Origin of the sequence: Bradyrhizobium sp. KB893862 SZCCT0404 (genome assembly GCF_018130885.1) — a bacterium.
Classification (GTDB): Bacteria; Pseudomonadota; Alphaproteobacteria; order Rhizobiales; family Xanthobacteraceae; genus Bradyrhizobium; species Bradyrhizobium stylosanthis.
Genome location: NZ_JAFCLT010000003.1, coordinates 74,122 through 87,559 on the forward strand (window position 1 = coordinate 74,122; position 13,438 = coordinate 87,559).

Annotated in this window: 18 protein-coding genes; 5 read left to right on the forward strand and 13 right to left on the reverse strand. The window is 65.3% G+C overall.

Annotated features, from left to right (window positions below):
* Position 1 precedes the first annotated feature (1 nt).
* From JQ617_RS14305 to JQ617_RS14345, 9 genes are all read right to left on the reverse strand, one after another.
* Positions 2–712, reverse strand: coding sequence for an SDR family NAD(P)-dependent oxidoreductase (locus JQ617_RS14305; protein ID WP_212026871.1), 711 nt, complete (start codon positions 710–712; stop codon positions 2–4).
* A 25-nt stretch (positions 713–737) separates the two neighbouring features.
* On the reverse strand, positions 738–1,505 hold the full coding sequence (locus tag JQ617_RS14310) for a serine acetyltransferase domain-containing protein (protein ID WP_212026872.1): 768 nt from the start codon (positions 1,503–1,505) through the stop codon (positions 738–740).
* 199 nt (positions 1,506–1,704) lie between these two features.
* A complete protein-coding gene (locus JQ617_RS14315) occupies positions 1,705–1,959 on the reverse strand; it encodes a hypothetical protein (RefSeq protein ID WP_212026873.1) in 255 nt (84 codons plus the stop codon).
* Between the two features lie 54 nt (positions 1,960–2,013).
* On the reverse strand, positions 2,014–2,181 hold the full coding sequence (locus JQ617_RS14320; RefSeq protein WP_212026874.1) for a hypothetical protein: 168 nt from the start codon (positions 2,179–2,181) through the stop codon (positions 2,014–2,016).
* A gap of 298 nt (positions 2,182–2,479) precedes the next feature.
* Positions 2,480–2,971, reverse strand: a complete 492-nt coding sequence (locus JQ617_RS14325) for a DUF2852 domain-containing protein (protein ID WP_063694104.1) — start codon at positions 2,969–2,971, stop codon at positions 2,480–2,482.
* A 121-nt stretch (positions 2,972–3,092) separates the two neighbouring features.
* Positions 3,093–3,833 carry a TetR/AcrR family transcriptional regulator gene (locus tag JQ617_RS14330; protein WP_063694105.1) on the reverse strand — a complete coding sequence of 247 codons (741 nt, stop codon included), beginning with the start codon at positions 3,831–3,833 and terminating at the stop codon, positions 3,093–3,095.
* A gap of 193 nt (positions 3,834–4,026) precedes the next feature.
* Positions 4,027–4,392, reverse strand: coding sequence for a YciI family protein (locus JQ617_RS14335; RefSeq protein ID WP_212026875.1), 366 nt, complete (start codon positions 4,390–4,392; stop codon positions 4,027–4,029).
* Positions 4,393–4,450: 58 nt separating this feature from the next.
* The gene (locus JQ617_RS14340) at positions 4,451–4,855 is read right to left on the reverse strand and encodes a YciI family protein (protein WP_212026876.1); all 405 of its coding nucleotides are present in this window, start codon (positions 4,853–4,855) and stop codon (positions 4,451–4,453) included.
* Positions 4,856–4,981: 126 nt separating this feature from the next.
* Positions 4,982–5,347 (reverse strand): nuclear transport factor 2 family protein, encoded by a 366-nt coding sequence (locus tag JQ617_RS14345; protein ID WP_212026877.1) that lies wholly within the window; start codon positions 5,345–5,347, stop codon positions 4,982–4,984.
* 324 nt (positions 5,348–5,671) lie between these two features.
* On the opposite strand from JQ617_RS14345, the gene JQ617_RS14350 reads away from it, so the two are divergent.
* The 5 genes from JQ617_RS14350 (at position 5,672) to JQ617_RS14370 (ending at position 10,385) form a co-directional block, all read left to right on the forward strand.
* Entirely contained in the window at positions 5,672–7,336 is a 1,665-nt protein-coding gene (locus JQ617_RS14350) for a methyl-accepting chemotaxis protein (RefSeq protein ID WP_212026878.1), read from the forward strand.
* A 273-nt stretch (positions 7,337–7,609) separates the two neighbouring features.
* Positions 7,610–8,398, forward strand: coding sequence for an SDR family NAD(P)-dependent oxidoreductase (locus JQ617_RS14355; RefSeq protein WP_212026879.1), 789 nt, complete (start codon positions 7,610–7,612; stop codon positions 8,396–8,398).
* 162 nt (positions 8,399–8,560) lie between these two features.
* The gene (locus tag JQ617_RS14360; RefSeq protein ID WP_063694111.1) at positions 8,561–8,998 is read left to right on the forward strand and encodes a hypothetical protein; all 438 of its coding nucleotides are present in this window, start codon (positions 8,561–8,563) and stop codon (positions 8,996–8,998) included.
* A gap of 265 nt (positions 8,999–9,263) precedes the next feature.
* Positions 9,264–9,608, forward strand: coding sequence for a hypothetical protein (locus JQ617_RS14365; protein WP_212026880.1), 345 nt, complete (start codon positions 9,264–9,266; stop codon positions 9,606–9,608).
* 426 nt (positions 9,609–10,034) lie between these two features.
* Positions 10,035–10,385, forward strand: coding sequence for a hypothetical protein (locus tag JQ617_RS14370; protein WP_212027422.1), 351 nt, complete (start codon positions 10,035–10,037; stop codon positions 10,383–10,385).
* A gap of 103 nt (positions 10,386–10,488) precedes the next feature.
* Here JQ617_RS14370 and JQ617_RS14375 read toward each other — a convergent pair whose 3' ends face one another.
* From JQ617_RS14375 to JQ617_RS14390, 4 genes are all read right to left on the reverse strand, one after another.
* Positions 10,489–10,902 carry a VOC family protein gene (locus tag JQ617_RS14375; protein WP_212026881.1) on the reverse strand — a complete coding sequence of 138 codons (414 nt, stop codon included), beginning with the start codon at positions 10,900–10,902 and terminating at the stop codon, positions 10,489–10,491.
* A gap of 38 nt (positions 10,903–10,940) precedes the next feature.
* Positions 10,941–11,477: an SRPBCC family protein gene (locus JQ617_RS14380; RefSeq protein ID WP_212026882.1), complete on the reverse strand. Its 537-nt coding sequence runs from the start codon at positions 11,475–11,477 to the stop codon at positions 10,941–10,943.
* A gap of 209 nt (positions 11,478–11,686) precedes the next feature.
* Positions 11,687–12,988: an RNA polymerase sigma factor gene (locus JQ617_RS14385; RefSeq protein WP_212026883.1), complete on the reverse strand. Its 1,302-nt coding sequence runs from the start codon at positions 12,986–12,988 to the stop codon at positions 11,687–11,689.
* Entirely contained in the window at positions 12,985–13,353 is a 369-nt protein-coding gene (locus JQ617_RS14390) for a YciI family protein (RefSeq protein WP_212026884.1), read from the reverse strand. The genes JQ617_RS14385 and JQ617_RS14390 overlap by 4 nt, the downstream gene beginning before the upstream one ends.
* Positions 13,354–13,438 lie beyond the last annotated feature (85 nt).

A 13,438-nucleotide genomic window follows, 5' to 3' on the forward strand; every position in this document is an offset into this window, starting at 1 on the left:
GCTACCACTTCTCCTTCGAGGTCCGCACGTCGAGCTCGAACGACCAGGCGCGTTCGGGCTGGCGGTAGAGAAAGGCGAAGGCGTCGACGATGCCTTCGATGTCGATCAGGCTGTCCTCGCACCCGGCGGCGTCCGGGAAGCGCGAGAAGATCTTGTCGCCGGCAATGGCACCGTCGACCACGACATGGCCGACATGGATGCCGTCGGGCGCATATTCCTTGGCCATGGCCTGCGCCAGCGTGCGCAGGCCGGCCTTGGACGAGTTGAAGGCGCCGTAGCCGGAGCGGCCGCGCAGCGAGGCGCTGGCGCCGGTGAAGAGCAGCGTGCCGGTCTTTTTCGGCACCATGCGGCGCACCGCCTCGCGGCCGAACAGGAATCCGCCGAAGCACACGACGCGCCAGGCATTCTCGAAATAGCCGGCGTCCATCTCGATGATCTTGCCAGGCGTGTTGTTGCCGGCGTTGTAGATGGCGAGATCGAGGTCAGCGCCGGCGGCATCGAACAGGGCGACGATGTCGCGCTCGCTGGTCGCATCCGCGACGATGGGTACGGCGCTGCCGCCGGCTTTGGTGATGTCGTCGGCAACGGCCTGCAGCGCGGACAGCGTCCGGCCCGCGACGATCACCTTGAGTCCATCGGCCGCCAAGCGCTTGCAGAGCCGGGCTCCGAGCCCGCGGTCCGGGCCGACGCCGATCACGATTGCCGTCTTCATTGAAGTCTCCGAGGAAATGAGGGGATCAGGCCACCGATGCGGGCTCGGGGCAGTTGGTCAGTCGCGCGGGGTTGCCGACCGCGGTGCAGCCGGCGGGGACGTCCGACGTCAGCAGCGTGTCCGCGCCGATCTTTGCGAAATCGCCGATGGCGATGTCGCCGAGGATGGTCGCGCCGCCGCCGATATAGACGCCGCGGCCGATGCGCGGCGAGCGTGTCGGCAGCTCGCTGCGACGGCCGATGCTGACGTTCTGCAGGATGGTGACGTCGTCGCCGATCACCACATGGGCGCCGATCACGATGCCGGTGGCGTGGTCGAGATAGACCCCCGCCCCTACGCTGGCGGCCGGATGAATGCTGACCTGCAGGACGTTCGAGGCTTCGTTCTGGAACAGCAGCGCCGCATCGATCTGGCCGCCATGCCAGAGCCAGTGCGAGACGCGAAAGGCCTGCAGCGCCACGTAGCCCTTGTAATGCAGCCATGGCGGCAACAGCTCGGCGATGGCGGGATCGCGCAGTGCGATGGACTGCAGGTCGCGGCTGGCGGTCTCGATCAGATCCGGCCGGCTGCGAAAGGCGTCGCGGGCAAAGGACGCAAAGCGCGCATGCTCGGCGGCGCTGCGGCCAAGCCGCTGGCCGATCAGATCGGCCAGCGCCGCGGCAAGATCGTCATGCGCGAGAATGGCGCCGGCGAGCGCCTGGCCGAACACGGGGTCGGCGGCCGCGGCGCGCTGCGCCTCGCTGCGAAGCTTCCGCCACAGGCCATCGCTCGCCATGATCGCAGCTTCCGCCATCGTCGCCTCCGCTCCGCCCTCGCACGTGTGCAGGCGAATATAGGCGGTCCGGATCAGGGCGCCAGTGATGCCGGAGGGACGCAACGCCGCTCGGGTGCGCGCCCTGACCGCGTCCGCTTGCGCAGATTGAGCGCGTACAGCCAGCCGCCGCCTGCGACGAGGACCGGAAGGACGTAAAGCGCGAAATCGCGGAGCAGGATCATGGGACGAGGTCCGACTTGGCGAACTTGACCGCGCGCCGGAGCGCGAACGCGGCGAGCTGATAGAGTCCAAAACTGAGAAAAACCTTCCAGGCGTTGCCGACCACGAATTCGGGATAGAATTTGATCTCGGTCGGCCAGTGATTGAGGAACGCAATCGTCAGCGGAACATAATCCCCGAACCGATCGAATAGCGTCGACGCGCGCTCAAGCAGCGCAGTGTCCCGGATGATCTCCTTGCCTTCGTTCGTCATAGCCTTGCCCGTTGGCGCTGTCAGGGCTTGGTCGGGCCCGGCACGGACGAGGTTCTATCGATCCTGCACATGTGCGTGATCAACGCCACAAAGCGACCGCCCGCCGGCACAGAGGCGAAAATGGCAGTCGGGATCGCGCGCGCAGCCGCCATAGACGATGCCGATATAGCCCAGCAGCGCGAAGGCGGTGAGGCCGAGCAGGAGGCGGGTGCGGAGGTCCATGGGCTCTTAGTGTCGGCGCACCGTGAGCCGGTTCTATGGGGCACCGTCATGGCCGGGCTTGTCCTGGCCATCCAGGTTGTGCCGAGCACATCGAAGGACGTGGATGCCCGGGCCTTCGCCGCGCCGAAGCGGCTTCGGCCGCGCAGGCGGGACGAGCCCGGGCATGACGACCGCCGCCAAAAGCCAAACCGCCCGCCTGCGGGTTGCGCAGACGGGCGGCTCGGGGCCATCAGGACTTTGGGGGCATGTGCCTGAAGGCTTTGAGATCTGGCAGCCTTGCTAGATCAGCCCTGCTAGATCAGCCTTGGGGCTGGTCGGTCGGCGGCGGGGTCGGACGCGTCTTGTGCTGCGCCATGAACTGGTCGAACTCTTCCTTGTCCTTGGCGTGACGCAGACGGTCGAGGAAGTTCTTGAACTCGACCTGCTCTTCCTCGAGCCGGCGCAGCGTCTCGCTGCGATATTCGTCGAAGGCGCGGTTGCCGGAGGACGGCGGGCCGAAGCCAAAGCCGAAGCCACGGCGCTCCATGCGGTCGCGCATGCGGTCCATCTTGTACTGCATCCGCTCCATCTTGTTCTGCCAGCGATCCTGGTTGCTCCAGCACGACATTCTTCTGCTCCCGAGTGTGAAAAAGAGAAGGGCAAGTCCGATCGGCCACCAGATGATGAAGCCGAGAATGGTCACGGCGATCCAGCCGGGATGCCAGGGCGTGTCGAGCATGCGGGGCCGCTCGTACTGCTGCTGGTGGTCCGAGGGGCCGCGCCAGCGATTGACGTCAGCGGTGTAGGCCATTTCCCATCTCCATCACGGCATCAGCGCCGTTGTGAATGTAAATAACATTTACATAGCTAGCCCATCCCGCGATTTTGTCAAGCTGGCGGCCTGACACGCCCGCGTGATTATTTGCGCAACTTTATTTCGGCTTGCCCCAGGGGCCGCCCGGCGGCACGCCCGAACCGGAGGAAGCCTCCGGCGGCACCGGCGGCGGCTCGGCGCCTTTCGCGGGCGGACGGCGGTCGGTCGGGAAGCCGAGCCCGCGCAGATAGATCAGCACCTCGGCCTCGAGCAGCTCGTCCGGCGACATCGGCAGCTTCCGCCGCGCCGCATCGCCGCGCGAGAACAGCGAGGCCACGCCATGGGCCATCGACCAGATGTGCAGCGCCATCATCATCGCCGGCGGGCGCGGCGTGCCGGGCGGGGCTAGCGCGGCAAGCCGCTCGGCCGCGGCACGAATAATGTTGAAGGCGCGCTCGCTGGCGGCCTGAAGCGCGGGATTGGCATCGACCGGCAGGCCCGATTCGAACATCGCGTTGTAGAACGCCGGCTCCTCGCGGGCGAAGGCGAGATAGGCCTTGCCGACGCGCTCGAACGCCGTGACCGTGTCGGGCCGGCCGTCGTCCCAGGCCGCGGTAAGGCGGGATTCGAACTGCTCGAAGCCGCGCTGGGCGATCGAGGACAACAGCTCGTCGCGGTCGCGGAAATGCCGGTAGGGCGCCGCCGCGCTGACGCCGGCCATGCGCGCGGCATCGGCGAAGGTGAAGCCTGCCGCGCCCTTCTCGGCGATCAGCCCGAGGGCGGCCTGCAACAGGGCCTCCTTCAGATTTCCGTGGTGATAGCCGCGCTCGGCGCGGCGCTGCTCCTTGCGCCAGCTCATGTGAACGGCTTTTACATGAGCCGGGCGTGAAGGTCACTAGCGGCGATGAGGCGTGATTAACCCCGTATTCTCCGCAGTCATCCCGGCCCGGGGCGGCTCAAGGAGCCGAGCCCGGAATCTCGAGATTCTCAGGTGCGCAACTGTGCGCACCATAGTTCGGTCCTGCGGACCGCCCCGGAATGACTGCTAGCAGCTACATCTGCGGAATCGCCAGCACGGGCATGACCTCGATCGCCTCGCCCGGGAAGATCGCAAAGTGCGGATGGTTCTCGAACAGTTTTGCAGCCTCCTCCTGCGAGGCGGCGCGCACCACGGTGAAGCCGGTCAGCGCGTTGCTGATCTCGGTGATGCCCCGTCCGTCGATCCGGCGGGTCTTGCCGAGCGGGCCACCCAGTTCGACGATGACAGCCTTGTGCTTCTCGACCCAGCCGTGCCAGGCGGCCATGCCCTCGCGCTCCCTGGCCTTCCGTTCGGCCTCGGGAAGCGCCTGCCAGGCCTTCATCCTTTCGCCGCTCATGCTGCCGAGATAGACGGCGAGGAATTTGTGTTCGGTGCTCATCGGTTCTCTCCTTGGTTGATCGATTGACGAGGGGTGCGATGTCATCGCGGGCGGTGGACTATTTCTTCAGATCGTCGAAGCCGGCGGCGGCGGCCTGCACCTCGGGCGGAAAGTCGGCCATCTCCTGCACCTGGCGGATCTCGATGACTTCATTGGCCGAGGCCGGGCACTTCTTGGCCCACGCGATCGCCTCGGCGCGCGAGCCGACCTCGATCATCCAGTAGCCGCCCAGAACTTCCTTGGCTTCCGCGAAGGGACCGTCGGTGACGACCGCCTCGCCGGTCGCGAACGAGACGCGCGCGCCCATCGAGAGCGGGTGCAGGCCGTCCAGCGTGATCAGCACGCCGGCATCCTTGAGCGCCTCGTTGTAGCGCATCATCGCGGCGACGCGCTCGGGATCGAGTTGGACGTCCGGCGGGGCGTTCTCGTAGCCGAGCGGGATCATCAGCATCATGAATCGCATGGGGGGTCCTTGCTTTCACTGTCGGCGAGAGCGGCGGCAGAGCCGCCCACCCTCACCTGCAAGACGAGCGGGACCTCACGGAACCGACAAGGGCGGCGAAAATTATTCGGCCGGTTTCGCGCGCCGCTAGCGCCCCTGGGGCAGGAAGCGGCCGTCCTGACGGGCTGCGCCGAAATAGACCTCGATCCGGCGTACCTTGCCACCGGCAAAAGTGAAGAACTCTGTGTTGCGGAAGCTCCTGCCGTCTGTTGCCAGGCAGCGATAGGTGACGAAGGCCTCGTCGCCACGCACGAAGATGCGCTCGATCTCGTGACGCGCGATCCAGCCGGTATCCTTCCAGCAGCGTTCGAAATAGGCCGCCTTGTCGAGATCGTCGTCGAACGGGCTGGTGAAACGGAAATCGTCCGCGAGCGCGTCGCTCACGCGTTGCCGGTCATTGGCGAGATAGGCGGCGAACAGGTCCCGAATCATGCGCTCATTGTCGTCAGGCATCGATCGTCTCCGTGGCGAGCATTTCAATGAAAGACGATCGGCGATCGGCGACGCCGACAACGATCAGACACGGTCTGCGGCACCACGCCGCGAAAAAAATGCAGATTCATTTCCGTACAAATACGGCCCACCTATGAACCACGCCGTGCATATGAAGCGAGAACCCTCGCAAGTTGAAATAGATGATCCACGCAAGCGCGACCGCGGAACCCGTCGCGGTTTTTGCCAAGGTTTACAGATGCTCAAGAAGAGCATGCAACTTTTCGTCTTAGGGGAGCACTACGGACATGCTCTCGATTGTCACCGGGATATTGCGGGGCTCACGTGTTCAATTTTCAGAGCAAGAAGGTCAAGCATGCGGTCGCAGAGGTCGAGGCGCTCGATCGTTCGCAGGCCGTGATCGAATTCGGTCTCGACGGCACCATCCTCGATGCCAACGAGAACCTGCTCAAGATGAGCGGCTACACGCTCGCCGAGATCAAGGGCAAGCACCACAGCATCTTCGTCAGCCCGGCCGAGCGCGAGAGCGCGCGCTATCGCGACTTCTGGGCCAGCCTGAACCGCGGCGAGTTCCAGACCACGCAATACAAGCGCTACGGCAAGAACGGCAAGGAGGTCTGGGTCCATGCCTCCTATGCGCCGCTGCTCGACGACAACGGCAAGGTGGTCAGCTTCATCAAGTTCGCCACCGACATCACGGCCTACAAGATGCGGACCATGGAGGATGCGGGCAAGCTCGCCGCGATCGGCCGTGCGCAGGCGGTAATCGAGTTCAACATGGACGGCACCATCGTCACCGCCAACGAGAACTTCCTCAATGCGATGGGCTACTCGCTCGACGAAATCCAGGGCAAGCACCACTCCATGTTCGTGACGCCGGAGGACCGCGCGGGCTCGGCCTATGCAGATTTCTGGGCGCGGCTGAACCGCGGCCAGTTCGAGGCGGCCGAATACAAGCGGCTCGGCAAGGGCGGCAAGGAAATCTGGATCCTGGCGACCTACAACCCGATCCTCGACGAGATGGGCAGGCCGTTCAAGGTGGTGAAGTTCGCCACCGACGTCACCGCGCAGAAGATGAAGGCGGCCGACAATGACGGCCAGCTCGCCGCGATCCAGAAGTCGCAGGCGGTGATCGAGTTCAACATGGACGGCACGATCCGCACCGCCAACCAGAACTTCCTCGGCGCGATGGGCTATTCGCTGGCCGAGATCAAGGGCCAGCATCATTCGATGTTCGTCGAGCCGAACGAGAAGAATTCCGCGGCCTACCGCCAGTTCTGGGACGCGCTCAATCGCGGTGAATATCAGGCCGCCGAGTACAAGCGGATCGCCAAGGGCGGGCGCGAGATCTGGATCCAGGCGTCCTACAACCCGATCTTCGACCTCAACGGCAAGCCCTACAAGGTGGTGAAATACGCCACCGACATCACGGCGCAGGCGATCGGCCGCAAGAAGGCCGACAACGCCCGCGGCATGATCGAGGCGGTCGCCGCCGGCAGCGAGCAGATGAGCGCATCGATCCGCGAAATCTCCGAGACCATGACGAAGTCGCGCGAGACGTCCAAGGTCGCGACCACAAGGGTCGAGTCCGCCGACCACCAGGCCCAGAAGCTGACGGCCGCCGCCCAGGCCATGAGCGGCATCGTCGAGATGATCTCGGGCATCACCAGCCAGATCAATCTGCTCGCGCTCAACGCCACGATCGAATCGGCCCGTGCCGGCGAAGCGGGACGCGGCTTTGCGGTGGTCGCCTCCGAGGTGAAGAACCTCGCGAGCCAGGCCAAGCAGGCGACCGACACGATCACGTCGGAAATCGACGCACTGAACACCATCTCCGGCGACGTCGCGAGCTCGCTGACCGCGATCAAGGCCGCGATCGCCGGCGTCAACGAGTTCATCGCCTCCACCGCCGCCGCGGTCGAGGAGCAGAGCATCGTGACCGCGGACATGTCGGCCAACATGCAGCGTGCCTCGGCGGAGCTGGCGTAAGGGCTCGCTCTTCGCTATCCCCGTTATCACTATCTCCGTCATCCTGAGGTGCTCGCCGTGCGCAAGCGCGGTGAGCCTCGAAGGATGAATCGGCCCGGATGCAGCCGGACCGTCGCCCTTCGAGGGCCGCTGAAGAAGCGGCCGCCTCAGGGTGACGGATTGGCATTTTTCCAGCCGTACGCAGCCCTCGCCTGCCTCTTCCTCGCCGGCACAAAAGCGCAGTAAAAGGAGCCCGCACTCCCGCGCCCTATGCTATCCGAGGACACATTTCCCATGCCGCAAGCCCCGCAAAAAGTCGCCCTCGTGACCGGAGCCGCTCGCGGCATTGGGCTTGCGACCGCGAAGAAGTTCCTTGGCGAGGGCTGGCGCGTGGCGCTGCTCGACATCGAGGGCGAGCTGCTCGGCCGCGCGGTCGCGGAGATCGGCCAGGACGAGGCGACGCTGGCGCTGACCTGCGACGTCTCCGACGCAACCGCGGTCGGCGCCGCGATGACGGCGGTCGAGCGGCGGTTCGGCCGGCTCGACGCGCTGGTCAACAACGCCGGGATCGCCGTGTTCGCGCCGCTGACGGAGACGTCGGACGCCGACTGGCGCCGCGTGCTCGAGGTCAACCTCACCGGCCCGTTCCTCTGCACCAAGGCCGCGGTGCCCCTGATGCGCGACAGCGATGGCGGCGCCATCGTCAACATCACCTCGATCTCGGCCGTGCGCGCCTCGACGCTGCGCTCGGCCTACGGCACCAGCAAGGCCGGGCTCGCCCATCTGACGAAACAGCTCGCGGTCGAGCTCGCCTCGCTCAACATCCGCGTCAACGCGGTCGCGCCGGGACCAGTCGACACCGCGATGGCCAAGCAGGTGCATTCCAAGGAGATCCGCGCCGATTATCACGACGCGATCCCGCTGAACCGCTACGGCCTGGAAGAGGAACTCGCGGAGGCCATTTATTTCCTGTGCTCAGGCAACGCGAGCTACATCACCGGCCAAATTTTGGCCGTCGATGGCGGCTTCGATGCGGCAGGCATCGGCCTGCCGACGCTGCGCGGGCAAAGGCGGAACGGGTAGAACCTTGGAGGAGCGTTAGCACTGCGGCTACGCGAAGCGTGACCGCGGGGCGCAACCCACCTCTTTTCACGCGGCGCGAAAGATGGTGGGTTACGCCAACGGACTGCGCTACGCGCAACCGTCGGCTAACCCACCCTACGAAACCGAGTTGGTGGAGAGTTCATGCGACGCGTCATCATCCTCACGGCCCTGGCGCTCGCATCCGCCCTGCTCGCCGCCGCGCCCGCCGCGGCGGAAATCCGCATCATCCAGTCGCCGGGCGGCCAGGTCGGGCCGTTCCTCGATCTGTTCGAGAAGGTGCGCGAGAGCGGCGAGCGCGTGGTGATCGACGGTCCGTGCCTGTCCGCCTGCACGCTCGTGCTCAGCATCGTGCCCGGCGAGCGCATCTGCGTCACCCGGCGCGCCGTGCTCGGCTTCCACGCCGCGCGTTCGATCGACCGGCGCGGGCGCGTCTACGCCGAGCCGGAGGCATCGGATGCGGTGCTGGCCGCCTATCCCGGACCGGTGCGCGACTGGATCAGCCGCCGCGGCGGACTCACCTCGCGCCTGTTGCTGCTGAAGGGGCGCGATCTCGCCGCGATCTATCCGCGCTGCCGGTGACGCCGGCGCACTGCATCTGACCGCGATCGATCCGCCATTGTCCGGCGATTAGGCAGTTCGGCGAAATTCCCTCGCTGCAGGCGCCAAATCCGCTCAAGCGCTTTGCAAGCGCTGCACAATTTACGCGGTTTCCAGCTTTTTCCTGCGGATTATGATGCGCTTGGCCGGACTGAGGCCGCGGCGGCGTCACAATCTCAGCAGTGGTCACAGTTTAGGAATGGTTCCGCGTTTTCAAGATTGCTCATTTTCAGACGGCTCGCAGACCATGCAGCCCATCGATTTCCGCTACTGCCTGTCCGACCAGGGACGGATCGTCCTCGGTCGGCTGAGCTCCGAGGAAACCGCCGAGTTCGAATTGCTGTCGCGACGCGACCGCGAAGGCCTGATGGACCTCGCCTCCGAGCTGCGGCTGCTCGAGCTCTATGTGAAATATGCCGGCCCGAGCGCAGACGTCACCCGCACGCCGCCGCAAGCCGGCCGGCGCGCTGGCGAGCCGCTGCGGCCGAGGAGACAGCCGTCCTCCCGGACGGCGCGACCGCGCAACTACGTCGTTTCGATGCTTGTCATCGCAAGCGTCAGCTTCACGCTCATCGCATTGCTCGTGAGCTGAGGGGCAGGCGCGCCGGCGTCGTTGCCCGTCACGCGCTCGAGCGGTTCTAGTAGAACCGCTGGATCATCTGCGCCATTTCCATGCTCGCGCAGATGAGCATACCCCAAAGTGCAAAGTTGATCTGTAGCGCCGCCGCCATCGGTCGCTCCCCTTCCAAGTCGCGCTCACCCCAGTTTGTAGAATTTATGAAGGAATGATTAGCGATTCTGACACGGAGTTCACAGCCTAATATTGCGCCAGTTGTTGTGCGATGCGGGCCGCACCGTCTTCACGAAGCGGCCTCACTGCTCTCACACAATCATGCGAGATTTTGATTCCATATTCGGCCATGCCGGCCGCCGTTTCCCTTAAGTTCCATTTAACCGGCGCGGCGCAAGATGTCCCAAGCGGATTTTGCGTGTCGCGTACCGCACCATTAGGCCCGGCATGATTCGACACGCCCTCGTCTTGCTTACTTTTTGCGCAACACTCATGGGATGCGCGGCCGCGCCGGCGCAGGAGCGGCGGCCGATCGCCTGGGACGGTCTCGGCCAGAATCCGAACCGCGCTCACGTCACGAAGCGGCGCACGGCGAACCCGACGCCGGTGAAGGACAATCCCAATCAGGAACGGGAACGCGTGCTCGCCACCCTGCGTCCGTATTCCGAGGCGTGGTGGGCGGTCCACGACGAGATCGAAGCGGAAAACGACAGGAAGCTCGGCACCAAGCTCGTAATCTGCCCCCGCTGTGTCGGCTCGCCGCCGCCTGGCGACGAAGTGACCGGCTCGATCCGATGAGAGGCTTTCTGCTCGATCAGTGCATGACGTGACCGGCCCGAACGCGCCTCCTGCTCGCAACGATCGAGCGAGGCGCGCCGGTCCTGTCAGGCGGTGACGGCTGTCACATTCCTTCGGCGGGACAGTTCACCATCCAGGGAATGCCGAACTTGTCGACGCACATGCCGAAGCCCTTGGCCCAGAATGTCTTGCTGTAGGGCATGTTGACGGTGCCGCCGTCGGCCAGCGCGTTGAACTTGCGCTCGCCATCCGCGGGATCCGCGACCGTGATCGAAACCGCAAAACCCTGCGGCTTGCTGAAATGCTCGGGCGGCACGTCGGAGGCCATCAGCACAGTGCCGCCGGGCAGCGACATCCGTGCATGCATGATCATCTTCTCGCGGCCGGGCGCGGCGGGCATGTCCGGCGGCGCGTCCGACGAACGCATCATGGCGTCGATCTTGCCGCCCAAGACCTTGGCGTAATAGGTGAACGCCGCTTCGCAGGTGTCCTGATAGAACAGATAGGGATTGAGCATCGTTTCTCTCCTCTTCACTTCCTGGGCAATCGTTGGCGTTACTTCTCGGTGAGCTTCTTGAGGCTGGCGAGACCCGCCTCGAAATCCTTGCCGATCATGCTGTCCATGTTGATGAACACCTGCATCACCTTGGACAGGAACGGCGCCGGACCGTACATCGCCCATGTGACCAGCGTAGTCTCGCCTTGCGGCACAAAGGTGAACTCGGCGGTGTTTTGGCCTTCGAAGGGGCGCTCGAAATCGAGCTTGATGCGGAGCTTTGACGGCGTGCTCGCGTCGAGGATCTCCATGTGGCCGGCGCCGACATTGTTGTTGCCGTCCCAGGCATAGGTCGCGCCCTTTCCGGCCGCAGTTCCACCGTAGCTGCGCTTCATGGCGGGATCGCGGTTCTCGTAGGGCGACCAGCCGGTCCAGAAGTGGAAATCGGAGACAAGCGGATAGATCGCGGCCGCCGGCGCCTTCACGGCGAGCGAGCGCTCGACACGGAAGGTGTCGGGCTTGGTCAGGGCAAAGACCAGGACGCCCGCAATTCCGACCGCGAGCACGACGGCGATGACAGTAATGGCTTTCAGCATGAATGGCTCCCTTGATGGGATTAAGACGAAGGGGGATGGCCGGGGCCGACAAGGAAGAAGTGAAATTGTTTGGCTGTCATTCCGGGGCACCCGAAGGGTGAACCTGGAATCTCGAGATCCCGGGTTCGATGCTGCGCATCGCCCCGGAATGACGGTGCGCGTGGATGCCCGGGACAAGCCCGGGCATGACGATGTGGAAGCACCCTGCCCTACTTCGCCTTCGCGCTCTGCTTCGCGCCCTCGCCGGCCGCCTTCGGCTGGCTGTCCCGGATCAGCCGATCGAGATGCATGCGGATGTGGGCGGCTTCCGCGGAGGTGTTGGCCAGCGCGATGGCGCGGTCGAAGGCGACACGGGCCTCGTCGTTGCGGCCGAGCTGCATCAGGAAGGCGCCGCGCACGCCGTAGAAATGGAAGTAATTGGCGAGCTTCGGCGCCAGCGGCTCGATCAGGTCGAGCGCGGCTTGCGGTCCGCGCACCTTGGAGACGGCGACCGCGCGGTTGAGCGTCACCACCGGCGAGGGCTGCACCACTTCGAGCGCGCCATAGAGCAGGTCGATCTGGGTCCAGTCGGTCTCCTCCGGCGTCGCAGCGCGGGCATGCAGTGCGGCGATCGCGGCCTGGATCTGGTAGGGCCCGGTGCGGCGATGGCGCATCGCCTTGTCGATCAGCGCGAGGCCCTCGGCGATCATGGGGCCGTTCCACAGCGAGCGGTCCTGGTCGTCGAGCAGGATCAGCGAGCCGTCCGCGGCAAAGCGCGCGGCGCTGCGCGCATGCTGCAGCAGGATCAGCGCCGTCAGTCCCATGATCTCCGGCTCGCTCTGGAACAGCCGCAGCAACAGCCGCGCCAGCCGGATCGCCTCCTCGCACAGCGGCTTCCTGATTTCGGCGGTGTCGCCGCTTGCCGAATAGCCCTCGTTGAAGATCAGGTAGATCATCGCGGCGACGCCGGCGAGCCGCTCCGAGCGTTCGATCGCGCCCGGCGCCTCGAACGGTGTCCCGGCCTCGGCGACCTTCGCCTTGGCGCGCGTGATGCGCTGCTCCATCGCGGCGTCCGAGACCAGGAAGGCGCGCGCGATCTGCTTCACCGTGAGGCCCGAGACGATGCGCAGCGCGAGCGCGATCTGCTGCGTCGCCGGCAGTTGCGGGTGACAGCAGATGAACATCAGCCGCAGAATGTCGTCGCGATAATGCGAGCCATCGAGCCGTTCGGCCAACGCGCCTTCCGCATCGTCGAGGTCCGAGATGGCCTGGTCGTCCTCCGGCAGCGGCTGCTGCTTGCGGGCACGGCGCACCTCGTCGATTGCGACATTGCGGCCGACCATGATCAGCCAGGCCGCGGGATCGCGCGGCGGTCCGTTCTGCGGCCAGGTCTTCAGCGCCCGCAGGCAGGCGTTCTGGAAAGCTTCCTCCGCGGTATCGAGGTCACGGAAGTAGCGCAGCAGCGCGCCCACCGCCTGGGGTCGCGCCGAGGTCAGCGCAGTCTCGATCCAGGCGGTATCGGTGTCGCTCACGCCGAAATTCCTCCGGGCCGGAACACGCCGACGGGACGCACCTCATAGGCGCCGCCGGGATTGGCCGCGCCAAGGTCGCGCGCGACATCGAGCGCCTCGTCGAGATTCTTGCAGTCCACGATGTAGAAGCCGAGCAGTTGCTCCTTGGTCTCGGCATAGGGACCGTCGAGCACCAGCGGCGGATCCTCCTTGCGCAGCGTCGCCGCCGCCGTGGTCGGCAGTAGCCGCGCTACCGGCCCGAGCCGGCCCTGCCGTGTCAGGTTCTCCTGCACCACGGCGAGCTTCTTCATCACGGCCTCGTCCTGCTCCTTGCTCCAGGAGCCGACGAAGTCCTCATCGTGATAGCAAAGTATCGCATAAAGCATGGGCAGCCACCTTCCCCGACCTCTTGTTCTGAAGACGGTCCAATATGCCCCGCCCCGACAGGGATGCGGAAAAAATTTGCAAGAA